This is a genomic window from Arthrobacter sp. BC5 (assembly GCF_056680255.1).
The window spans coordinates 1,502,501-1,523,707 of record NZ_CM155273.1; the positions used below are offsets into that span (position 1 = coordinate 1,502,501).

General features: G+C 69.7%; 21 protein-coding genes and 1 riboswitch. Of the genes, 18 read left to right on the forward strand and 3 right to left on the reverse strand.

Annotated elements, in window-relative coordinates; all coding sequences use genetic code 11:
• The first annotated feature begins 82 nt into the window (after positions 1-82).
• Entirely contained in the window at positions 83-679 is a 597-nt protein-coding gene (locus AC1MFI_RS06940; RefSeq protein WP_479820379.1) for a nitroreductase family protein, read from the forward strand.
• 47 nt (positions 680-726) lie between these two features.
• On the opposite strand, the gene AC1MFI_RS06945 is transcribed toward AC1MFI_RS06940, so the two are convergent.
• Entirely contained in the window at positions 727-2,097 is a 1,371-nt protein-coding gene (locus AC1MFI_RS06945; protein ID WP_479820380.1) for a dihydrolipoyl dehydrogenase family protein, read from the reverse strand.
• 164 nt (positions 2,098-2,261) lie between these two features.
• Between AC1MFI_RS06945 and AC1MFI_RS06950 the strand changes: the two genes are divergently transcribed.
• From AC1MFI_RS06950 to AC1MFI_RS06960, 3 genes are all read left to right on the forward strand, one after another.
• Entirely contained in the window at positions 2,262-3,011 is a 750-nt protein-coding gene (locus tag AC1MFI_RS06950) for a DUF7793 family protein (RefSeq protein ID WP_479820381.1), read from the forward strand.
• 149 nt (positions 3,012-3,160) lie between these two features.
• Positions 3,161-4,204: an NAD(P)-dependent alcohol dehydrogenase gene (locus AC1MFI_RS06955; protein WP_479820382.1), complete on the forward strand. Its 1,044-nt coding sequence runs from the start codon at positions 3,161-3,163 to the stop codon at positions 4,202-4,204.
• A 247-nt stretch (positions 4,205-4,451) separates the two neighbouring features.
• On the forward strand, positions 4,452-6,521 hold the full coding sequence (locus tag AC1MFI_RS06960; protein WP_479820383.1) for an ATP-binding protein: 2,070 nt from the start codon (positions 4,452-4,454) through the stop codon (positions 6,519-6,521).
• 12 nt (positions 6,522-6,533) lie between these two features.
• Here AC1MFI_RS06960 and AC1MFI_RS06965 read toward each other — a convergent pair whose 3' ends face one another.
• Positions 6,534-7,616 (reverse strand): NAD-dependent epimerase/dehydratase family protein, encoded by a 1,083-nt coding sequence (locus AC1MFI_RS06965; RefSeq protein WP_479820384.1) that lies wholly within the window; start codon positions 7,614-7,616, stop codon positions 6,534-6,536.
• A gap of 149 nt (positions 7,617-7,765) precedes the next feature.
• On the opposite strand from AC1MFI_RS06965, the gene AC1MFI_RS06970 reads away from it, so the two are divergent.
• From AC1MFI_RS06970 to AC1MFI_RS07000, 7 genes are all read left to right on the forward strand, one after another.
• Positions 7,766-8,857 (forward strand): YihY/virulence factor BrkB family protein, encoded by a 1,092-nt coding sequence (locus AC1MFI_RS06970; RefSeq protein ID WP_479820385.1) that lies wholly within the window; start codon positions 7,766-7,768, stop codon positions 8,855-8,857.
• An 80-nt stretch (positions 8,858-8,937) separates the two neighbouring features.
• Positions 8,938-9,948, forward strand: coding sequence for a glutathione S-transferase family protein (locus AC1MFI_RS06975; protein ID WP_479820386.1), 1,011 nt, complete (start codon positions 8,938-8,940; stop codon positions 9,946-9,948).
• A gap of 153 nt (positions 9,949-10,101) precedes the next feature.
• Positions 10,102-11,148 (forward strand): FecCD family ABC transporter permease, encoded by a 1,047-nt coding sequence (locus tag AC1MFI_RS06980; protein ID WP_479820815.1) that lies wholly within the window; start codon positions 10,102-10,104, stop codon positions 11,146-11,148.
• Between the two features lie 107 nt (positions 11,149-11,255).
• On the forward strand, positions 11,256-12,221 hold the full coding sequence (locus AC1MFI_RS06985; RefSeq protein WP_479820817.1) for a FecCD family ABC transporter permease: 966 nt from the start codon (positions 11,256-11,258) through the stop codon (positions 12,219-12,221).
• A gap of 2 nt (positions 12,222-12,223) precedes the next feature.
• Positions 12,224-13,147, forward strand: coding sequence for an ABC transporter ATP-binding protein (locus tag AC1MFI_RS06990; protein WP_479820387.1), 924 nt, complete (start codon positions 12,224-12,226; stop codon positions 13,145-13,147).
• Positions 13,144-14,196, forward strand: coding sequence for a siderophore-interacting protein (locus AC1MFI_RS06995; protein WP_479820388.1), 1,053 nt, complete (start codon positions 13,144-13,146; stop codon positions 14,194-14,196). Before AC1MFI_RS06990 ends, AC1MFI_RS06995 begins: the two co-directional genes overlap by 4 nt.
• A gap of 161 nt (positions 14,197-14,357) precedes the next feature.
• A riboswitch (cyclic di-AMP (ydaO/yuaA leader) is annotated at positions 14,358-14,576 on the forward strand.
• 3 nt (positions 14,577-14,579) lie between these two features.
• Positions 14,580-15,806 (forward strand): M23 family metallopeptidase, encoded by a 1,227-nt coding sequence (locus AC1MFI_RS07000; protein WP_479820389.1) that lies wholly within the window; start codon positions 14,580-14,582, stop codon positions 15,804-15,806.
• Between the two features lie 49 nt (positions 15,807-15,855).
• On the opposite strand, the gene AC1MFI_RS07005 is transcribed toward AC1MFI_RS07000, so the two are convergent.
• On the reverse strand, positions 15,856-16,854 hold the full coding sequence (locus tag AC1MFI_RS07005) for a diacylglycerol/lipid kinase family protein (RefSeq protein WP_479820390.1): 999 nt from the start codon (positions 16,852-16,854) through the stop codon (positions 15,856-15,858).
• Positions 16,855-16,936: 82 nt separating this feature from the next.
• Between AC1MFI_RS07005 and AC1MFI_RS07010 the strand changes: the two genes are divergently transcribed.
• The 7 genes from AC1MFI_RS07010 (at position 16,937) to AC1MFI_RS07040 (ending at position 21,132) form a co-directional block, all read left to right on the forward strand.
• Positions 16,937-17,719, forward strand: coding sequence for an SGNH/GDSL hydrolase family protein (locus AC1MFI_RS07010; protein ID WP_479820391.1), 783 nt, complete (start codon positions 16,937-16,939; stop codon positions 17,717-17,719).
• A 98-nt stretch (positions 17,720-17,817) separates the two neighbouring features.
• Entirely contained in the window at positions 17,818-18,396 is a 579-nt protein-coding gene (locus AC1MFI_RS07015) for a MarR family winged helix-turn-helix transcriptional regulator (RefSeq protein WP_479820392.1), read from the forward strand.
• 22 nt (positions 18,397-18,418) lie between these two features.
• Positions 18,419-19,561, forward strand: a complete 1,143-nt coding sequence (locus AC1MFI_RS07020) for a glucose-1-phosphate adenylyltransferase family protein (RefSeq protein ID WP_479820393.1) — start codon at positions 18,419-18,421, stop codon at positions 19,559-19,561.
• Positions 19,562-19,865: 304 nt separating this feature from the next.
• Positions 19,866-20,102, forward strand: a complete 237-nt coding sequence (gene rpmB, locus AC1MFI_RS07025; RefSeq protein ID WP_043441573.1) for a 50S ribosomal protein L28 — start codon at positions 19,866-19,868, stop codon at positions 20,100-20,102.
• A complete protein-coding gene (rpmG, locus tag AC1MFI_RS07030) occupies positions 20,102-20,269 on the forward strand; it encodes a 50S ribosomal protein L33 (RefSeq protein ID WP_019481734.1) in 168 nt (55 codons plus the stop codon). The genes rpmB and rpmG overlap by 1 nt, the downstream gene beginning before the upstream one ends.
• 2 nt (positions 20,270-20,271) lie before the next feature.
• On the forward strand, positions 20,272-20,577 hold the full coding sequence (gene rpsN / locus AC1MFI_RS07035; RefSeq protein ID WP_133081339.1) for a 30S ribosomal protein S14: 306 nt from the start codon (positions 20,272-20,274) through the stop codon (positions 20,575-20,577).
• Positions 20,578-20,853: 276 nt separating this feature from the next.
• Positions 20,854-21,132, forward strand: coding sequence for an HU family DNA-binding protein (locus AC1MFI_RS07040; RefSeq protein ID WP_400482070.1), 279 nt, complete (start codon positions 20,854-20,856; stop codon positions 21,130-21,132).
• Positions 21,133-21,207 lie beyond the last annotated feature (75 nt).

The window sequence follows — 21,207 nt, forward strand, 5'->3', positions numbered from 1 at the left end:
GGAATGGCGATGGGGGGTTCGTTGTTGTCGCCCACGAGGCTCGATGGTGCGCCGACAGACGGATCAAGCCCAGGAGTACTCCATGCCGCTCAGCCCTGCCACGACGACTCTCCGCACCGCCGAGACCAGCGTCCCCATCATCAGCGAACTGGCCAGGCGCTGGAGCCCGCGGTCCTTCGATCCCGAGGCGACCATCGCGGATGCCCAGCTCGATGCACTGCTCGAGGCAGCACGCTGGGCGCCGTCGGCGAGCAACAACCAGCCCCGCCGGTTCATCGTCGCCCGGCGGGGAACGCACCCGTTCGACACGATCGTCTCGGCCCTCGTGGGATTCAACGCCGCATGGGCCCACACGGCCTCGGCCCTGATCGTCGCGATCGCCGAGACCTCCACCGTCGAGGGGGACCTGCGTCCCTATGCGGAGTACGACCTCGGGCAGGCCGTGGCCCACCTGACGGTCCAGGCGGAAGCCGAAGGCCTGGCCACCCACCAGATGGCAGGTGTCGAGTGGGAGAAGATCGTCGCGGCGTTCGACCTCCCGGAGAACATGGTGCCCATGACGGTCACGGCGGTGGGCACCGTCGCCGAGGCGGACAGGCTGCCCGAGGCCCTGGCGGAGCGGGAGACCGCGCCGCGCACACGCCTCCCGCTGGAGGAACTGGTGCTGCTCCGCAGCTAGGCGTCGGCACTACCGCCGGGAGGGGTATGCCGTCCCGGCGCTGCGCCCTATGAGCGCAGGGCAGCCCGGGCCGCGTGCCCGATGACCGCGCTGTAGGTGGGATAGGCGAACTTGACGCGGGCGAGGGTCGCGAGGTCCGTGCCCCCTGCCATGGCCGAGGCGACGGCGGTGATGACCTCGACCGCGTTCTCGCCGACCGCGTGCGCGCCGAGGATCAGTTCGCGCCTCCGGTCGACCACGAGCTTGAGGAAGCCCTGTTCGCGGTCGTCGATGATCGGCCGCTCGACGACGGCGTAGGGCACCGTCACCGCGTGGCACTCGACGTCGCGCTCCCGCGCCGTCGCCTCGGTGAGCCCGACGCCCGCGTAGTCCGGGTCGGTGAAGCCGCCTTCGGGCAGGAGGTGGTGCGGAGTGGTGCGGGTGGCGCCGAGCACGGCGTTCTCGGCCGCGGTCTCGCCCTCGAAGACGGCCGCCTGGACCAGCATGCTGCTGCCGTTGGCGTCGCCCGCCACGTAGACGTGCGGGACGTTGGAGCGCAGGTACTCGTCCACGGGGATGAAGGAGCGGGCGGTCCTGATGCCGGCCGCCTCGAGGCCCAGTCCGGCGAGGTTCGCGGGCCAGCCCGCCGCCATGACGACGGCGTCGACGGACCTGGACGCGGGCTCGCCGTCCCGCTGCCAGGTGAGGGTGAGGCCTTCGCCCTCCGCCCGGATCCTGTCGATACCGCCGATGCCGGTCTCCACCTGGATGCCCTTGCCGGTGAAACTCGCGGTGACCGCCGCGGCGACGTCCTCGTCCTCGGTCATCAGGATGCGCGGAGCGACGTCGAGCAGGAGGACCTCCGATCCCAGCGCGTCGAAGATGGTGGTCATCTGGGCGCCCGTGTGACCGCCTCCGATGATCGCCACCGTGCCCGGCAGGCTCGCGAGGCTCAGCACTTCATGGGGCAGCACGGCGTGCTCGGCCCCCTCGATCGGCAGGCGCCGGCCGCTTCCCCCGATGCACAGGATGATCGAGCCTGCAGTGACCTCGCGCCCGTCGACCAGGACGCCGTGCTCGCCCGTGAGTTCGGCGTCGCCCTCGATCAGTTCGATGCCCAGTCGCTCCATCGTGGGGCCGTAGCCCTTGGCGTCGAGGACCCGCGCTACGGTGGCGTGCACCCTCTGCACGGTCTTGTCCCAGTCGACGGACGGCTCGTCCACCACGATCCCGTAGTCGTACGCGGTCCGGACCTCCCGGAACAGGCGGGCGGTCTTCGCGAGGACGCGGGTGGGGACGCAGCCCGAGTTCACGCAGGTGCCCCCGAGTGCCGAGCGCTCCACGACGGCGGTGCGTGCCCCAAGTTCGGCGGCGCGCGTGGCGGCCGCCATTCCGGCGGGTCCACCTCCGATGACGAGGACATCGAACGTGTAGTCCATGCGTAGCTCCTTGGATCCGGCAGGGGTGGTCGGTCCCATCCTCCACCGGATGCCGCCGGAGCGACAATGAGGCGGCCCGGCGGAGCTGCCGGAATCATCGAAGCTGTCGCCGGGACGGTCCTGCGCCTAGGATCGGACTTCAGCTTCGACACGAATGGATGCGCATGGCCGGGGACGTCGGGGAGCAGCCTCGCTACACACTGACCGACGACGGCGCCTTCCTGCGCCTGCGATGGACAGCGGGAGTCACGATCGGCGGGTCCGATGTGCGCTCGACGACGGCGGCGGTGATGGCTGCGTCGACGGCGGGCAGGCGGCCGCTGCTGGTGAACATCGGCCTGGTCGACGCCATCACCCCGGACGCCCGGCAGCTGCTCATCGAGGACACGTGCTCACTGCGGACCGCAGTGGTGGGCGTCGACGAGGTCGGGAAGGTGCTGACGGCCTTCAACTACCGCTCCGTGACGCCGAGCCGCTACTTCACCGACGAGGCCGATGCGATCGCGTGGCTGACGGGCCGGTCCGATGCGGGCGAGACCACCAGCAGGAAGCCGGAGGAGCCGCTGCCCTTCAGGGCCTGGATGGAGGACGGCATCTTGACGGTGGAGTGGGATCCAGGTGCCAGCGTGACCACCGCGGTGGCCACGTCGCTCGTCGAGACTGCCGCCGTCCTGAACCCTTCGACGTGTCCGCCCATGCTCGCGCTCAACAACAACATGGTCTCGCTGGCGTCCGAAGCGCTGGACGTCTTCGCGCGGCGGCTGAGCGTGGCGGCGCTCGCGATCGTCGGAGCGGAGGGGGACCGCCTGGTCGCCACCTACTACAAGCAGCTCCACAAGCCGCCCTACCCCACGAGGTTCTTCGGATCGGTGCCCGAGGCCCGGAACTGGCTGGAGCTCGGGCGGAAGCGCTGAGCCGCACGGGGACCGTCACGTGCATCGGACCGCCCATGACCTGCACCCGCGGACCACCGGGTCGAAGACCCCGCAGGGAAGCACTGCCCCCACCAAGACCACGGCGTGCGATCCCGCCCGCCGGCCCCCGATCCTCCAGGAGGAACCCCATGAAGACCGTCAAGGCCTATGCAGCCCCGTCCGCCACGGACGCGCTCGTCCCCACGACCATCGAGCGGCGTGACGTCGGATCGAAGGACGTGCTGATCAAGATCGCGTACGCCGGCATCTGCCACTCCGACATCCATACCGTCCGCGGGGAGTGGGGGCCGCAGCAGTACCCGCTGACGGTAGGCCACGAGATCGTCGGCGTCGTCGAGGAGACCGGGAGCGAGGTCACGCTCCACAAGGTCGGCGACCGCGTCGGTGTCGGCTGCATGGTCGACTCGTGCCGCGAGTGCGCCAACTGCAGGCAGGGCGAGGAACAGTACTGTCTGAACGGCAACACCGGTACCTACGCGGGGGTGGACCGCGACGGATCGATCACCCAGGGCGGGTACTCGACCCACATCGTCGTCGTCGAGGACTTCGTGCTGTCCGTCCCCGAGAGCATCCCCTACGAGGCCGCGGCCCCACTGCTCTGCGCGGGCATCACCACCTACTCGCCCCTCGCGCACTGGAACGCGGGACCGGGGAAGAAGGTCGCGGTCGTCGGACTCGGCGGCCTCGGCCACATGGCGGTGAAGATCGCCCACGCCATGGGCGCCGAGGTCACCGTCCTGTCCCAGACGCTCAGCAAGCAGGACGACGGCACGCGCTTCGGGGCCGAGCACTACCACGCCACGAGCGACCCCGACACGTTCAAGCAGCTCGCCAACACCTTCGACCTCATCATCAACACGGTGAGTGCGAAGATCGACCTGGACGCGTACCTCTCCCTCCTGGGACTCGACGGGACCATGGTCAACGTGGGTGCTCCTGCCGATCCCCTGCCGCTGCACGTCTTCACGCTGTTCAACCAGCGGCGTTCCTTCGCCGGATCCGGTATCGGCAGCATCCGCGAGACGCAGGAGATGCTGGACTTCTGCGCCGAGCACGGGATCGCACCCGAGATCGAGGTCATCTCCGCCGATGCCGTCAACGAGGCCTATGAGCGCGTGCTGTCCTCCGACGTGCGCTACCGCTTCGTGATCGACACGGCCACCCTCGGCTAGGACCGACGCCGGGACACGGGCGGGGTCACCCCCGGGAGCTCCGCCCGTTCCGTCCCCGGAGCAGGACCGGGGACCGGCCGCGCCGTCCGGCGCACGGCACGGACCGCTCGCGCGGGCGATCCCGCCGGCGGAACACGCGAAGGTGCGGTAGCAAGTAAGCTGTGTGCCACGGTGGCCATTTCCGGCTACGCCCCGCCGGTCCTGGTCCGGCCGCGGTAGGACATGAATTCTCTGAACAGGTAGTGGCATGGGCGAGGGGCGGATGCAGGCAGTCATGGGGAGGCTGGCATCGCTGTCCCCTGCGTCGATGCACGTCCTCTTCGCCGTGCTGCTGGCCCTGGCCGCCATCTTCGGACGCAATACGAACCTCGAAGCCTCAGGCCTGGCACTGGTGTGGCCCGCTGCCGGCATCCATTTCCTGTGGGGACTGTGGGCCTCGCGGTCCAGGCGGGATGTCGCCGTCGCCCTCGCAGCCGCGCTGCCCATCCTGGCCGTGGTCAACGTCGTCACCGGCCTCAGCCTGACGCTCGGCCTGGCGGTGGCCGTGGGCAGCGTCGTCCAGACATCCGTCGCCGTGTACTTCTTCCGGCGGCTCGTCCCGGCCCTGACCGTGCGGACCGTGGGGGACTACCTCCTGCTCGGTGGGGTGGCCCTCGGAGCGTGTTCGGTGGGGGCGCTGTTCATCGTCACGGGCAGCGCGATCGACGGCTCCGCCGAGCCGTTCTCGGCCTTCATCCCCTGGCTGGTCCGCCACGCGGTGTCCCTGGCGGCACTCGGATCGCTCGGCATCGTCATTGCTTCGGGCATCGTGGCCCGCGCGAAAGGCGAGTTCCGGCCGCCCCTGAGCGTGGCACGGCGCGCCGAGTATGCGCTCCTGACCCTGGTCTCCGTCATCCTCTACGTCGGCACGTTCGGTGCCGCCGCGGCACTGCCGGTCGCCTACACGACGATTCCCGCCCATATGTGGGCGGGCCTCCGGCTCCGGGCGGGCTGGGCCATGCTGCACGGGCTGGTGAGCGGCGCGTTCCTCCTCTTCTTCACCCTCGCCGGCCTGGGGCCGTTCCAGGATCTCGGTGAGAACGTCGCGGCGTACGTGGCGCAGTCCTTCATGTTCATCGCGTTCTCGCTCTCGGCGGTTCTCGCCCTCAGCATGGACGAGCGGCGCCGCCTGATCGACAGCCTCTACCGCGCCAACGAGGAGGCGAAGGCAGCAGCGGACCTCCGGGACCTCGTGATCGGCAAGATGAACGACGGCGTCCTGGTCGCCGGTCCGGACCGGCGCCTGATCTTCCAGAACGAGACGAGCGAGCGGTGGCTGGGTCAGGGCACGGCCCGCCCCGGCGAGGTGTGGCGACGGGACTACGAGGTCACGACGCCGACCGGCGAACCCTTGGCCGAGGCGGACAACCCGCTGACGCTCGCCCTGCAGGGGGAGGTCACCGAGAGGATGGACGTCGACCTCAGGCACCTGTCGGGCGAGGTCATCCATCTGTCCGTCGACGCCATCCCCCTGCCCGGTGAGCGTGGTGCGGTGGTGGTCATGCGGAACGTGACCGACGAGCGCCTGTACCAGCGCGACCTCGGCCGCTTCGCAGCCGTCGTCGCGCACGACCTCCTGACGCCGCTCACGGTGTTCGACGGCTGGCTCGAACTCCTCGAGGACCCGGATCTCCCGGTCGCCGAGCGGCAGGCGAGCATCGAGCGGCTCCAGCAGGCGAGCCTGCGCATGCGGACCCTGATCCGCAACCTCCTGGCCTACAGCCTGGCCAAGGAGGAGCGGCTGACGGCCTCGAGGGTCGACGTCGGCCGGATCGTGGAGGGCATCATCGACCTGCGGACGGCGCTGCCCGGGATGCAGCTTCCCGCAGTCCACTTCGAGGTCTGCGCGCCCCACCCGGTCTACGCCGACGAACGCCTGTTCCTGCAGCTCATGGAGAACCTCGTGGGCAACGCCATGAAGTACGGGAAGACCGACGGTACGGGGGAGGTGGCCGTGACGACGTCGGTGGAGGAGTCCACGGGCAGGACCCTGGTCCGGGTGCGTGACAACGGCATCGGTATCCCGGCGAAGGACCTCGAGCGTGTCTTCGAGGAATTCCACCGCTCCGAGAACGGTCTGGGCCAGGCCACGGGTACCGGGCTGGGGCTCGCCATCTGCCGCCGTATCGTCGAGGGCCACGGCGGGTCCATCACCGTGCGGAACGTCGCGGAGGGCGGGGCGGAGTTCACCGTCAGCCTGCCGGGAGCTCCGAACCAGCTGCCTCCGGGCATTGCGCTGGTCGATGCGGAGGAAGCCTCCCGGGTCCCGGCTCCCTGACCCGACGCGGACCTACCCTCCCGAGCGCGGGAACAGCTTGGGTGAGCCGCCGTGGCCTGTGCCCTTGCGCAGACCGGCCAGCACCTCCGCCATGGCCTCGCGTGACGAGTGCCTCGCCTCCCACCCCAGCTCGTTCCACGCCTTGGAGGTGTCCATGACCGGGCTCTGCGCGGCCATGTCGATCCAGCCGGGATCGGTCCGCTGCAGGCCCAGTGCCCAGCTCGCGCCGACGAGCCACCGCAGCAGGCGCACGGGGAACCCCAGCACGCGGCGCGCGCCCAGCAGGTCGGCGACGCGCTCCGGGGTGAGTTCGGGCTCGGCAGCGATGTTGAAGGCGCCGGAGGCGCGGCGGGCCACGACACGCCAGTAGGCGTCCGCGACGTCCTCCGCGTGCACGGCCTGGAAGACGAAGGCCTTCGGGATCGGGATCAGGGGCAGCGGCAGCCCGCCCACCAGGATCTTCGGCACGAGGGGCCCCAGGAAGTAGCGGCCCACTTCACTGCCGGCGCGCTCCTGGAAGATCAGTCCGGGTCGAAGCCGCGCTACCGGGATCTCGGGGTGGTCCCGCTCGAACGCGTCCAGCAGCCGCTCCTGCTCGGCCTTGTGCCGGCTGTAGTGGGAGGACTGGACGCCGCCGGTGGGCCAGGACTCGTCCCTGCGGGTGTCCTTGTCCGACGGTGAATAGGCGCCGACGGAGGATGCGCAGACGAACTGGCGGACTCCGGTCGCCCCCGCCGCCTGCAGGGCGTTGGCCGTGCCGGTCACGTTGGTCCGGTGCATGGCTGCCTCGTCGCGGTTCGGCTGGATCGCCCACGCGAGGTGCACGACGGCGTCGGTCCCGGCCAGGGCGAGCGTGAGGGCGTCCCGGCCCTCGTCGGTGCCGATGTCGATGGCGTGCCAGTCGACGCCGTCATAGGGGGCCCGAGAGGTGTCCGGCACCGTGCGGGCGACCGCGGTGATGGAGATGCCTTCCGTGTCACCCGACGTGTCGTAGCCCGAGTGCTGTATCGCCTCCCGGTCACGGGCGGCCCGCTGCAACCGGGAGAGGACCGCCGTGCCGACGTTTCCCGTGGCACCGATGACTGCTATGCGCATGGTTCTACTCCTGGGTCTGCTGGTTGTGCCGGACACGCGTGCGTCCTGATCGAGACTGGACTACTAAGTAAGCTTATGGTGCAGTTGAAGAAGACGTACAGGCGGCAGCGGGCACGACGCCTGTTCCATGGCAACAGCGGGAGGTATCCGTGAGCAACAACAGCAGGGTAAGCAGCGAGCCGCGAAGTGACACGGCGAAGAAGGCGCAGACGGCGCCCGATCCGAACGATCCGCGGAAGCCGGATGACCCGAAGGACGTCAAGAAGCCGGCCTGGAAGTACGTGTTCAAACGCGCGCTCAACGAGTTCGGCAAGGATCAGTGCACCGACCTGGCCGCCGCACTGACGTATTACGCGGTCCTCGCGATCTTCCCGGGCATCCTGGCCTTGCTGTCCCTCCTCGGACTGTTCGGGCAGGCGCAGGCCACCACGAACCAGGTCATGGAGATCATCGGACAGTTCGCGCCGAAGGATGCGGTCGACACGATCAGGCCGACCATCGAGAACCTCGCATCGAACCAGGCCGCCGGACTCACGTTCGTGATCGGCCTCCTCGGCGCCATCTGGTCGGCATCGGGGTTCGTCAATGCCTTCTCCCGGGCGATGAACCGGGTCTACGAGGTCGAGGAGGGCCGCGGGTTCTTCAAGCTCCGCCCGCAGATGCTCCTCATCACCGTCGTCGTGCTCGTCCTGATCGTCATCATGGGCCTCATGCTCGTCCTCTCAGGGCCCGTGGCAGAGGCGGTCGGGAACACGATCGGCCTGGGCGGGACGGCCCTCACCATCTGGAACATCGCCAAGTGGCCCGTCATCGTGTTCTTCGCGGTGCTCATGATCGCCGTGCTCTACTACGGCGCTCCCAACATCAAGCAGCCCAAGTTCCGCTGGATGAGCCTGGGCGGCCTCATCGCCCTGGTCGTCCTCGCGATCACCACCGCTGCGTTCTCGCTCTACGTCGCCAACTTCGGCAGCTACGACAAGACCTACGGAGCCATCGCCGGCGTGATCGTCCTGCTCCTGTGGATCTGGCTCGCGAACCTCTCCCTCCTGTTCGGTGTGGAGTTCGACGCCGAGATGGAGCGTGGACGCGAGCTCCAGGGCGGTATCGAGGCGGAGGAGACCATCCAGCTGCCACCGCGCGACACCAAGGCCGCCGAGAAGAAGCACGAGAAGCACCTCAAGCTCGTCAACGAGGGGCGCGAACTCCGCGAGAAGTACGGGCGGCAGGCCGACCGGAGCTGAGCCGGACGAACCCTGTACCAGGAGGCCCGGTCGTGTCAACGGCCGGGCCTCCTGCATGTCCGGCGTCCTAGACTGGCAGCATGACCGATCCACAGCAGTCCGACACGTCAGGGCACAGCACCAAGGGGGCCTACGTGACTTCCGGTGAGGAATTCACGCGGGACACGCAGTACATCGAGACGAGGATCACGCGCGACGGCACCGACGGCTATCCGGTCGAGGCGGGCCGCTACCGCCTGATCGCCGCGCGGGCCTGTCCCTGGGCCAACCGCACCATCATCGTGCGACGCCTCCTCGGGCTGGAGGACGCGATCTCGCTCGGCACCCCCGGCCCCACGCACGACAGCCGGTCCTGGACCTTCGATCTCGATCCGGACGGCAGGGATCCCGTGCTCGGCATCGAGCGGCTTCAGGAGGCCTTCTTCAAGCGGGACCCCCACTACTCCCGGGGCATCACCGTACCGGCGATCGTGGACACCACCACCGGCGCCGTGGTGACGAACAACTTCCCCCAGATCACGCTCGACTTCTCCAGCGAGTGGAAGGACTTCCATCGCGCGGGCGCCCCCGACCTGTACCCCGAGGCGCTCCGGGAGGAGATCGACACCGTCAACAAGCGCGTCTTCACCGAGGTGAACAACGGCGTGTACCGGTGCGGTTTCGCAGGCTCGCAGGAAGCGTACGAGGCCGCCTACGACCGCCTCTTCGCGGCGTTGGACTGGCTCGAGGAACGCCTGACCTCACAGCGGTTCCTCGTGGGGGACACCATCACCGAGGCGGATGTCCGGCTGTTCACCACGCTCGTCCGGTTCGACCCCGTCTACCACGGCCACTTCAAGTGCAACCGGAACAAACTGACGGAGATGCCCGCCCTGTGGGGCTATGCCCGCGATCTGTTCCAGACGCCGGGGTTCGGCGACACGATCGACTTCGAGCAGATCAAGCAGCACTACTACATCGTGCACGAGGACATCAATCCCACCGGGATCGTCCCCAAGGGGCCGGACCTCGCGGGCTGGACGACCCCGCACGGGCGGGAATCCCTCGGTGGACGCCCTTTCGGGAACGGGACGCCGCCGGCCGCGGAGTAGCCGGGAGGGCTGCAGCTGCCGACCTGCGCCAGGCCACTCACGCACAGGCATTAGGGAACAAAGACGTTTCTTAATTGTGAGTAGCACAGGCTACCCTTACCTCAGACCGATCGACCGTCCGAGGGAGGCACCATGGCAGTCCAGGCCTCCGTGATGCGACCTGCTCAGGGCAGGATGTCGGGCCCGGTCGTACGCCGCCGGGTACCGGTATCCCGCACCCTCGCCAAGCTCGTCCTGGCCGCCCTCGTCCTCCTGGTGTTCTGCTTCGCGTCGCTCGCCATCGGTGCCCGCTCGGTCGGCCTCGCCACCGTGATCGACGCCGTGACGGCCTTCGATCCCTCGGACGGCGACCACGCCGTCGTCCTCTCACGCGTACCGCGGACGGTGATCGGGCTGCTGGTCGGGGCGGCGCTGGCAACGGCGGGGGCCGCCCTGCAGGGGATCGCGCGGAACCCGCTGGCAGATCCGGGGATCCTGGGCATCAACGCCGGAGCCTCCCTCGCCGTGGTCCTCGGCATCTACGTCTTCGGACTCTCCACCGCGGCCGGCTACATCTGGTTCGCCTTCGCGGGTGCGGGTGCGGCAGCGCTCGCGGTCTACGCCGTCGCGAGCCTCGGACGGGAGGGCGCGACACCGGTCAAGCTCGCGCTGGCCGGTGCGGCCCTTGCCGCGGGCCTCGGGAGCCTCACCAACGCCGTCCTCGTGTCCAGCCAGGAAACCCTCGACGCCTTCCGTTTCTGGCAGGTCGGAACGCTCTCCGGCCGGGGCTGGGAGGTCATCGGCACCGTAGCCCCCTTCCTCCTGGCAGGCCTCGTGCTCACCCTCCCCACGGGCAAGGTCCTCAACAGCCTCGCCCTGGGCGACGACGTCGCCCGCGGCCTCGGCCAGAATGTGAACCTGGCCCGAGGCATCACCGCCCTGGGCGTGGTCGTCCTGTGCGGTGCAGCCGTCGCAGCAGCCGGGCCGATCGCCTTCGTGGGGCTCGTCATCCCGCACATGGTGCGCCTCCTCGTCGGTGCCGACTACCGCTGGATCCTGCCGTTCTCGGCCCTCCTCGGGCCGGTTCTGCTGCTCGGGGCGGACATCATCGGCCGGGTGGTCCTGCCGCCGGGCGAGGTGCAGGTCGGCATCATGACGGCGGTCGTGGGCGCTCCCTTCTTCGTCTGGCTCGTGCGCCGGCGCAGGATGGCGCACCTGTGAGCACATCGCTCGATCCCGCTCCCGTCGCGCTTCCGCGGGATGCGGCACGTCCCGCAGCAGGCCTCGCCGCCGCACGCGCCCAGCGCCGCCGGAGCACCGGCGCGCGCATGGCAGCGGCAGGCGGCGCCGTCGTCGTGCTGTTCGCCGTGAACATCCTGCTCGGCACCTACACCGTGACCATCCCGGACTTCTTCCGCATCCTCGGAGGCGCCGACATCCCGGGCGCCAGCTTCATCGTGATGGAGAACAAGCTGCCGCGGGCCGTGATCGGGCTCCTGGTCGGCATCGCCTTCGGCATCGCCGGGTCCGTCTTCCAGACCATGCTGCGGAACCCCCTCGCGAGCCCTGACATCATCGGCATCAGCTACGGGGCGAGCGCCTCGGCGGTGACGGCGATCGTCCTCTTCGGCGCCGCCGGCGCCGCCGTGTCCTTCTCCGCGCTGATCGGGGCCATGGTGGTCGCTGCGGCGATCTACCTCATCTCGCGCCGCGGGGGAGTCTCGGGATACCGGCTGATCCTCGTCGGCATCGGCTTCGCGGCGGTGATGCACGCACTCGTGAGCTTCCTCATCACCCGCGCGGACCTCCGCACGGCGAGCGAAGCGCTGCTGTGGCTCAACGGGTCGCTGAACTCGAGCACCTGGGATCGCGTCACGGTGCTGGTCGCCTCCCTCGTCGTCCTGCTGCCCGCCGCCGCGATCCTCTCCCGCAGCCTGCAGGGACTCGAACTCGGAGACGACGCCGCCGCCGGCCTCGGCGTCCGCGTCGAGGCGGCGCGGCTGGGCCTCATGTCCAGTGCCGTGGCCCTCGCCGCCGTCGCCACCGCGGCGGCCGGGCCCATCGCAGCGATCGCCTTCCTGTCCGGGCCGATAGCGCGGCGCCTGCTCGGCAACCGTCCATCGCTGGTGATGGCCGCCCTCGTGGGTGCCGGAATCGTCCTCGGGGCGGATTTCGTCGCCGCGAACCTCATCCCCGGGACGTCGCTGCCCGTCGGAGTGGTGACCGGCGCGCTCGGCGCGCCGTTCCTGCTGTGGCTGCTCGCCACGGCGAACCGATCAGGCCAGGGAGGCTGAGAATGGCTGGACGCCAGGACCCCACGGTGCCGGACAGCCTGTCCGCTGCGGGGCTCACACTCGCGTACGACGAGCGCACCGTGGTCGACGGCCTGACCGTCGACCTTCCGGCGGGCAAGGTCACGGTGATCGTCGGCGCCAACGCGTGCGGCAAGTCGACCCTGCTGCGGGGCCTCGCCCGACTCCTCAAACCGGTCGCCGGCACGGTGGTCCTCAACGGATCGGACATCCATGCGCAGTCCACGAAGGCCGTGGCCCGCGTGCTCGGGCTCCTGCCGCAGACTCCGCTCGCCCCGGACGGCATCAGCGTCGCTGATCTCGTAGGGCGAGGGCGCTACCCCCACCAGGGTTGGTTCCGGCAGTGGACGCCGGAGGACGAAGCCGCCGTCGCGGACGCGCTCGAAGCCACGGACACGCTCGCTCTGGCCGACCGCAGCGTCGACGAGCTGAGCGGCGGCCAGCGCCAGCGCGTGTGGATCGCGATGGCCCTTGCGCAGCAGACGGGGATCCTGCTTCTCGACGAGCCCACCACGTTCCTCGACGTCACCCACCAGATCGAGGTGCTCGACCTCATCACCGACCTCAACCGGCGCTCCGGGACGACCGTCGTCATGGTGCTGCACGACCTGAACCTCGCGGCGCGCTACGCGGACCACCTGATCGCGATGCGGCACGGCCGGATCGTCGCCGAGGGGGTGCCGTCCGCCGTCGTCACCGAGGACATGGTCTCGAACGTCTTCGACCTGGCGTGCCGCGTGATCGAGGACCCGGTGTCCGGCACGCCCATGGTGGTTCCCATGAGTCGGCACCACGGTGCCGCAGCCCCCGTCCGTCCCCCGACACCCCCGGCCGGCCACGAGCCGCTCCGGGGCTACCGACCCAACCCGCAGGACACCGTTCCCGCCCACGTGGAGGCAGCATCATGACCGAAGTCAGCCAGCGGAATTCGCGGCGCACCACGGCGGACACCGAGCCCATGGTGCTGGCGTTCGACGTCGTCGTCACGGCGGTGCAGGACCTCAGCCCCACGTTCCGCCGCATCACCTTCGGCGGGACCTGCCTGGCGGCGTTCGGCGTGGCAGGGGAGACCCTCGATCTCCGGATCAAGATCGTCATTCCCGCGGCGGGGCGCGAGTGCCCCGACATCGCAGGGATGATGAAGCGCGGTGATTCGGCGAACTGGTACCAGCTGTGGCTCGGCCTCGAGGCGGAGGAGCGAGGCTGCATGCGCACCTACACCGTCCGCGAGTCCCGCTGCGGGGGCGCGCAGCCGGAGATCGACGTCGACTTCGTCATGCACCTCGACGCCGACGGGCGCGGTGGGCCCGCGTCGGAATGGGCGGCAGCGGCCCGGCCCGGTGACCGTGTCTGCGTGATCGGCCCCAACTCCTCGGCGGCCCAGTGCGCGACGGCGGGCGCCTACGGCGGGATCGAATGGAGCCCGGGACTCGCGCAGCACGTGCTCCTCGCGGGCGACGAGACGGCGGTGCCGGCCATCAGCGCGATTCTCGAGGCGCTGCCAGGGGACATCAGCGGTCATGCGTTCCTCGAGGTGCCGGACGGGCAGGACATCCAGGACATCCGGACGCGGTCGTCCGTCGCCATCACCTGGCTCGTGCGCGGGCGGCGGGGCCACGGCGAACTCCTCGAGTCGGCGGTCCGCGACGCCGTCCGGGTTCCGGGCTGGGTGTCGCTCTCGGGTCCGGAGCCGGTTGCGGGGGGACGCGAGCCCGAGGACGTGGACATCGACAGGACCATCCTCTGGGAGACACCGCAGCGGCTCGAGGCGGCGATCGTGAGATCGACGGTCAATCCCGGGCGCCTCCCGGGCAGCCAGCCCTTCTATGCGTGGATCGCGGGCGAGGCAGCCGTGGTGCGTGGACTGCGTCGCTACCTCGTACGGGACGTAGGGGTGGACAGGAAACAGGTTGCCTTCATGGGCTATTGGCGCAAGGGGCGCGCAGAGCTTTCCTGAAGCACCGACGGCGGCCGAAACTCAGGTTCTCCCGCGTCTTTCCGCAGGATTCCGATGCCGGAACGCAGTATCGCACGGATCATCCACAGGCTGGATAACGGAATTGTAACTACGCGTGTCCTCGCCTAATGTTTGACCAGTCAAAGCTGGTCCATGTGATCCAGGTCCGCACGCCTAACCCTGCCAGCGGACCGCCTGAACAACCTGTGGCAGGGGTGGAGGATCCACATTCCGGCGGCTCGTGCCGTCTTGGGGTGAAGCCCTCAGCACGGCGCGCCTCGGGTGCGGTCCTGCCGCCGTCCGAGCCCGCGCCGAGGGGGCCGAGTCAACTCTTGCTCAAATCCGACAGCTAACTCCGTGGGCGTCCTGAGAGAGGTATGCAGTTGACCCAGACGGTCCTGTCCGGGCGCCGTCGCGCGTCCGACGAGCGCGCGCACCACCAGCCGACCCCCCGCCGCTCTGCCCACGCCCCGCTTCCGAGCCGTCGCTCGCTCCGCGCCCAGGCGCATTCCTCCGGCCCGGCGGGTCCTGCCGTTCCTGCGACTGCAGCTACGGCATCCGCGGCCGCTCCCGGTGCACCTGCGGAGCACGGGTCCGCCTTCCGGGTACCTGCGCCGATCGCCGTCCTGCCGGCGCCCGTTCTGCCCGCCCCTCCCTCCGTGGTTCCTGCTCCCGGCGTGCCCGTTCCTGCAGTACCGGGCGGGCTCGGCACCGCGCCGGACCCGACCCGCCGTGAACTGCGCGAGAGGGAGAGGGTCGAGCGCCAGGCGGCCGCCGGTGCACCGATGCCCGAGGTCGCCGCGCCCACGCCGGCCGCCCCGGTACCCGACCTCCCCACCCGGCGGAGCGCTCGCGCGTCGGATCTGCGCGGGCGCCCACAGGCCCGGTCCGCACGGCGCGCAGCGGTCCGCTCCTCGACGCTCCTCCTGGCAGCAGCCGGGCCGACGCCGCTGGCCCGGCTGCGTGACAACGCAGCCACCGCCGGTATCGTGCTCGCCTCGGCGGGCCTCCTCATGGGGGCCGTCGCGCCGTCGGCCGCCACCACGCCCGCCGACGGCGTCGCCCTCGCCTCCGGGATCGCTCCGGCCGTCACCGCGCCGGCGGAGGCCACGGTCATCTTCGCCCTCGAGAGCGCAGGTCCGGCCGCTGAGGGGATCGCGCCGAGCATCGCCGATGCGCGGGCGCTCTCGGCCTCGCTGACACCCGCTGCGAAGGAGCGCAAGGCCTTCGGTGCTCCTGTGGACAACCCGGTGGTCGCCTCGACCTTCGGGTACCGCGTCAACCCCCTGGGCGGCTCCGCGTCCGAACTCCACACGGGTCAGGATTACGCCAGCGCGTGCGGCACGCCGGTCAGGGCGGCCGACGCGGGGACCGTCGTGGACTCCGGCTGGCACGCGTACGGCGGAGGCCAGCGCATCGTGATCGACCACGGCGACGGCCTGAAGACCACCTACAACCACATGAGCGCTCTCGGGGTCGTGGTCGGGGCCACGGTGCAGCGCGGCGACGTCATCGGCGCGGTCGGCAGCACGGGCAACTCCACCGGCTGCCACCTGCACTTCGAGGTCCTGGTCGATGACGAGAAGGTGGATCCGCAGCCCTGGCTGTGAGTACCCGGCGGGGAGCACGTCCCGGGCCGGGAGGTGCCGCCTCCTTCCGCTAGGGCAGGGGCTCGCTGACGACGGCGGGGTCCTTGTAGCCCAGCGGCATCCGGAGGCGGAGCGAGTCGGGCTTCATCTCGAAGGCCATGTGCGTCGCCTTGCCGAGCGGGTCGCCGTCGAGCTGCACCTCGAGCGGCTCGCGCAGGGTGACCTCTGCCGTGCGGCACTGGAAGTACTCGAGGGAGGGGTCCTTGCCCCTGCCGCGCGCGAACAGCTTGCCGGCAACGGCGAGCCAGCCGAGCTTGCCCTTCGGGGCGACGGTCATGAGGTCCATCAGGCCGTCGTCGATCTTCGCGCCGGGGAAGATCTCGAGGCCGCCCATGATCTTCCCGCAGTTTCCGCCCATCACGCTGCGGAGACGGCGCTCGAAGGGCCTGCCGCCGTCGATGGAGATGGTGGTGCGCGCCGGCCTGCCGGGGAGGTTCCTGATCCCGGCGTCCACATAGGCGAGCCAGCCCACCTTGTCCTTCAGCTCGTCACGCGTGTCGGACATGATGGCGGCGTCGTAGCCGATGCCGGCCATGACGAGGAAGACGTGGGCGTCCTGCGCCCGGTCCACGGTCACATGCACGACGTCGATGGTGCGTTCGGTCCCGCGGAAGGCGGCTTCGACGGCGGCATCCGGGTCGTCGACGGCGATATCGAGGTTGCGGGCCAGGAGGTTCCCCGTGCCGAGCGGCACGAGCGCCATCATGGTGCCGGTCCCGGCGAGCTCCTCGGCGACGCAGCGGACCGTGCCGTCCCCGCCGGCAGCGATGACGAGGTCCACCCCGGCGTCGAGCGCCTGGCGCGCCTGGCCGTGACCCGGATCGTCCGCCGTGGTCTCGATGACGAGGGGATCCTCCCAGCCGTCCTCGGCGGAGATGCGACGGACGGCGCCCTCCACATCGGAGGTGGTGGCCTTGATGGGATTGATGATGAGCGCGGCGCGACGGCCGCCCGATCCGGCGTCCGCGACCGCGCCGGCGGTCGCCTCGGATGTAGCGTCGGTGGGCATGGTGTCCTTCGTGCGGGTGTCAACGGGTGGGTGCGTCGAGCTTATCCCGGCGCCCTCCGGAGCCGAGGGTAATCTTTTGGACGTGACTTACACCTCTCGATACGTGGCCCTCGGCGATTCCTTCACGGAAGGGGTGGGCGACTGGGACCCGGAGTCCCCCAACGGCGTCCGCGGCTGGGCCGACCGCGTCGCCGAGCAGCTCGTCCTCGCCGACCCGTCCTGGGGCTACGCCAACCTCGCGATCCGCGGTAAGAAGATGCGCCAGATCCTCGACGAGCAGATCGACGCCGCCCTCGCCCTGGAGCCGACGCTCGTCACGATCTACGCGGGCGCGAACGACATCCTGCGCCCGCGCATCGACATCGACCTCCTCATGTCCCACTACGACGCCGGCATCGCCCGGCTCCGCGCGGCAGGCGCCGACGTCGTGCTCTTCACCGGATTCGACGCCTCGGGCTCCGCGGTCTTCGGGAAGACCCGCGGCCGCACCGCCGTCTACAACGAGTGGGTGCGCGAGATCGCCGACAAGCGCGCCGCCACGGTGGTGGACTACTGGCGCCTCCGTGAGTTCCAGGACTGGAGCTACTGGGACACGGACCGCATGCACATGTCCACGGCGGGCCACACCCTCATGGCCGCGCGGGTCCTCGAGGCCATGAAGGCCTCGCACCAGGTGGACCTGCCGGAACTCGAGGCCCGCCCGGCCCTGAAGCGGGTCGAGCAGTTGCGGGCCGACGCGCAGTGGGCGCGGGAGTACCTCACGCCGTGGGTGGGCAGGCGCCTGCGCGGTGTCTCCTCGGGTGACGAACTGGTGCCGAAGTACCCGGCCCTGGGCCACCCGCACTGGTCGTCCGTCAACGCCTGAGGGCCTCCGGAGGAACACGGCCCCGGGGCCGCCCGCAACCGTCGACGGGCAGGGGTGGGCCCTGCGGCGCCTGCCGAGCGGTATGCCAGAATGAGGCAATGGCGGCGCAATGGCTCACACCCGACGAGCGGCGGGCATGGCTGGCTCTCTACGCCTTGACGTCACTGCTCCCCGCGTCACTCGACGCCCACCTGTTCCGTGAGGCCCGCATCACCCTGTTCGACTACCACGTGCTGGCGATGCTGTCGGAGTCGGAGGGCACGTGCCTGCCGATGAGCGAGCTCGCAGCCCGTTCGACGGCCTCGCTCTCGCGTCTCAGCCACGTGGTGAAGAAGCTCGAGGGGCGGGGCTGGGTCACCCGGTCGCCCTCCGACGCGGACGGCCGCGTGACCACCGCGTCCCTCACCCCCGCCGGCCTCGGGATGCTGGCCGAGCTCGCGGTGTCCCACGTCTCCCAGGTGCGCTCCCTGGTCTTCGACGCCCTCGACGGACAGGACGTAGCGGACCTCGAACGGGTGGGTCGCAAGATCCTGCGCGGCATGGACAGTGCCCACTGGATCCTGTCCGACGGCGAGGCAGCCGCCGAGGACGCCCTGCCAGGCGGGGCCGCCGCACCCTCATCGGGCAGCGGGGAGCCGCTGCCTGCACTCCACCAGGCACACGACGCCGGGCAGTGATCCTGGCAGGACAGGACGGCAGATGAACCAGCACGCGCAGTTCCGGCACCAGCCACGGATCCTGGCGATCGTCCTGGCGGGCGGTGCGGGAGGCCGCCTCGGAGCGCTGACCGACCACCGAGCGAAGCCCGCCATGCCGCTGGCCGGCAGCTTCCGACTCATCGACGTCGCATTGTCCAACCTGCACCACAGCGGCATCTCCGACGTCTGGATCATGGAGCAGTACCAGCCGAAGACCATCAACGACCACCTCCGCAACGGACGGCCCTGGGACCTCGACCGCACGCGCGGAGGCCTGCTGGTGCTTCCTCCTTTCAGCGGACGCGAGGGCGAGGGGTTCGCCGAGGGCAATGCGGACGGCCTGCTCCGGCAGGCCTCCTTCATCCGGGACTTCGCGCCGGACCTCGTCCTCGTCCTCAGCTCGGACCACCTGTACCGCCTCGACTACCGCGACGTCGTGGACACGCACCGCGCCGCCGGCGCCGCCCTGACGATGGTCACGGTCGACTTCGACGGCGACGCCTCCAACCACGGCGTGGTCGACGTGGACGACACCGGCAGGGTCACCGGCTTCGCCTACAAGCCGGAGGAGCCGCGGACGAGCGTCGTCTCGGCGGAGGTCTTCCTGTATTCCGCAGCGGCTCTCCTCGATGCGCTCGAGCAGCTGCAGGACGACCAGGAGGGACTGGGGGACTACGGCCACCACCTCGTGCCGCACCTCGTGGAGCAGGGCTCCGTCGTCGAACACCGGCTCGAGGGATACTGGCGCGACCTCGGGACACCGGCCAACTATCTCCGGGCGCACCTCGACCTCGTGGACGGCAAGGGACTGGATCTCGCGGATCCGCAGTGGCCCATCCTCACCGAACCCCCGCAGCTGGTCCCTGCCTTCATCGGTGAGGGCGCCGTGATCGCGAACTCGATGATCGCACCGGGCGCGGTGGTGCGCGGGACGGTCCGCAGGAGCGTCGTCGGGTCGGGGGCCACGGTGGAGGCCGGCGCCGTCGTCGAGGATTCCGTCCTGCTGAACCGCGTCCGGCTGACCGACGGCGCCACGGTGCGGCACGCGATCGTCGATTCCGGCGCCGTCGTCTCCGGTGAGCGCGTGGGTGCCGGCCCGGACGACCCCGCTGTGGTGGACCGGCACGGGCGGATGGACGACTGACCCGTTTTGGTCAGGCCCGATCCTGCCGGTAGTATGGTAAGGCGTTTGGCTGTGGCTGATGCCGACCCGTCTGCGGACGGAGCGGAGTCCGCCCGGCTACCCGCGACTACCTGGAATGTAGGGCTGCGCCGGCCGGAAGGCCGCGCCGCCCGATCTTCACCGTCTTCCCCGCGGCGAGGCGCTTCGGCAGGTTCTCACCCTGCCAGGCCAACCTCCGGAAAGCTGCAGTAATAACGGTGTCATTACTGGTGGCGGGACGCCCAACAAGTGATTCCGTCACGTTCATCTAATCTGGAGGAGAGTTATGGCAGCCCACTGCCAAGTGACCGGAGCCGAGCCCGGCTTTGGACACAGCATTTCGCACTCGCACCGCCGCAACAAGCGCCGGTTCGACCCCAACATTCAGAAGAAGCGCTACTACGTGCCTTCGCTGCGCCGCAACGTGACGCTGCAGGTCTCGGCCCGCGGCATCAAGACGATCGACGTCCGCGGCATCGATGCTGTCGTCGCGTCCATCCTCGCGAGGGGAGTGAAGCTCTAATGGCAAAGGACAAGGACGTACGTCCGATCATCAAGCTGAAGTCCACCGCAGGGACGGGCTACACCTACGTGACGCGCAAGAACCGTCGTAACGATCCGGATCGCATGGTCCTCATGAAGTACGACCCCAAGATCCGCAAGCACGTCGAATTCCGAGAGGAGCGCTAAACATGGCCAAGAAGTCAAAGATTGCTCGCAACGAGCAGCGCAAGGTCATCGTCGAGCGCTACGCGGCCAAGCGCCTCGAGCTCAAGAAGACCCTCGTCGACGAGAACGCCACCGACGAAGCACGCGAAGCGGCACGCCTCGGCCTGCAGAAGCTTCCCCGCAACGCCTCGCCGGTGCGCCTGCGCAACCGCGACCAGATCGACGGGCGCCCCCGCGGCACGCTCCAGAAGTTCGGTATCTCGCGTGTCCGCTTCCGCGACATGGCTCACAAGGGTGAACTGCCCGGCGTGACCAAGTCGAGCTGGTAGCAGCCTCCGGGACCCCGTGTCCCAGCAGCAGCACCCGCCGTTTCGCGCGGTGACCGGAGAAGCCGGCAACCCTCGGGTTGCCGGCTTCTCCGTTTCCCGGTGCGGCTGCAGGTGCGGCAGCCACCGGCGTCAAACGGCCCGGAAACGCCCGGCATTATGCCGAAAAGCCGCGTGAACACGCGGAAGAGGGCGGCCGAACTGATAGGTTTTCGCACAGAGGCTTTTCGACTACCGTGAAAAGCTCGTTCAGAAGAGTGACGTCCAGGAGGACCAAAAGTGGCTAAAAACCGTAGTGATCTTGTTGCCGAGGTAGCAGCGAAGGCTGACACCAGCCAGGCTGCAGTCAACAGCGTCCTTGACGCTCTGTTCGACGTCTTCGCCGAGTCCATCGCCCAGGACGAGAAGATCACCATCCCCGGATGGCTCGCCGTCGAGCGCACCAGCCGCGCTGCGCGCACCGGTCGCAACCCCCAGACCGGTGAGACCATCCAGATCGCCGCCGGCCACAGCGTCAAGCTGACCGCCGGCTCGAAGCTGAAGGCTTCCGCCAAGTAGTTCGCGGATCGCTGGAGGACCGCTGCCGTCACGGCAGCGGTCCTCCGTCGTTTAAGCGTTCGCGGCCGTGCCGGG

What these genes read in the sequence shown, in the direction of transcription:
- rpsN (WP_133081339.1), top strand. Translation starts at nt 20,272, where the DNA reads ATGGCCAAGAAGTCAAAGATTGCTCGCAACGAGCAGCGCAAGGTCATC.
- AC1MFI_RS06985 (WP_479820817.1), top strand. Translation starts at nt 11,256, where the DNA reads ATGGCAGCGGCAGGCGGCGCCGTCGTCGTGCTGTTCGCCGTGAACATC.
- rpmB (WP_043441573.1), top strand. Translation starts at nt 19,866, where the DNA reads ATGGCAGCCCACTGCCAAGTGACCGGAGCCGAGCCCGGCTTTGGACAC.
- AC1MFI_RS06960 (WP_479820383.1), top strand. Translation starts at nt 4,452, where the DNA reads ATGGGCGAGGGGCGGATGCAGGCAGTCATGGGGAGGCTGGCATCGCTG.
- AC1MFI_RS07015 (WP_479820392.1), top strand. Translation starts at nt 17,818, where the DNA reads ATGGCGGCGCAATGGCTCACACCCGACGAGCGGCGGGCATGGCTGGCT.
- AC1MFI_RS06990 (WP_479820387.1), top strand. Translation starts at nt 12,224, where the DNA reads ATGGCTGGACGCCAGGACCCCACGGTGCCGGACAGCCTGTCCGCTGCG.
- AC1MFI_RS06980 (WP_479820815.1), top strand. Translation starts at nt 10,102, where the DNA reads ATGCGACCTGCTCAGGGCAGGATGTCGGGCCCGGTCGTACGCCGCCGG.
- AC1MFI_RS06940 (WP_479820379.1), top strand. Translation starts at nt 83, where the DNA reads ATGCCGCTCAGCCCTGCCACGACGACTCTCCGCACCGCCGAGACCAGC.
- AC1MFI_RS06950 (WP_479820381.1), top strand. Translation starts at nt 2,262, where the DNA reads ATGGCCGGGGACGTCGGGGAGCAGCCTCGCTACACACTGACCGACGAC.
- AC1MFI_RS07020 (WP_479820393.1), top strand. Translation starts at nt 18,419, where the DNA reads ATGAACCAGCACGCGCAGTTCCGGCACCAGCCACGGATCCTGGCGATC.
- AC1MFI_RS07005 (WP_479820390.1), bottom strand. Translation starts at nt 16,854, where the DNA reads ATGCCCACCGACGCTACATCCGAGGCGACCGCCGGCGCGGTCGCGGAC.
- AC1MFI_RS06955 (WP_479820382.1), top strand. Translation starts at nt 3,161, where the DNA reads ATGAAGACCGTCAAGGCCTATGCAGCCCCGTCCGCCACGGACGCGCTC.
- AC1MFI_RS06975 (WP_479820386.1), top strand. Translation starts at nt 8,938, where the DNA reads ATGACCGATCCACAGCAGTCCGACACGTCAGGGCACAGCACCAAGGGG.
- AC1MFI_RS06945 (WP_479820380.1), bottom strand. Translation starts at nt 2,097, where the DNA reads ATGGACTACACGTTCGATGTCCTCGTCATCGGAGGTGGACCCGCCGGA.
- rpmG (WP_019481734.1), top strand. Translation starts at nt 20,102, where the DNA reads ATGGCAAAGGACAAGGACGTACGTCCGATCATCAAGCTGAAGTCCACC.
- AC1MFI_RS06965 (WP_479820384.1), bottom strand. Translation starts at nt 7,616, where the DNA reads ATGCGCATAGCAGTCATCGGTGCCACGGGAAACGTCGGCACGGCGGTC.
- AC1MFI_RS06995 (WP_479820388.1), top strand. Translation starts at nt 13,144, where the DNA reads ATGACCGAAGTCAGCCAGCGGAATTCGCGGCGCACCACGGCGGACACC.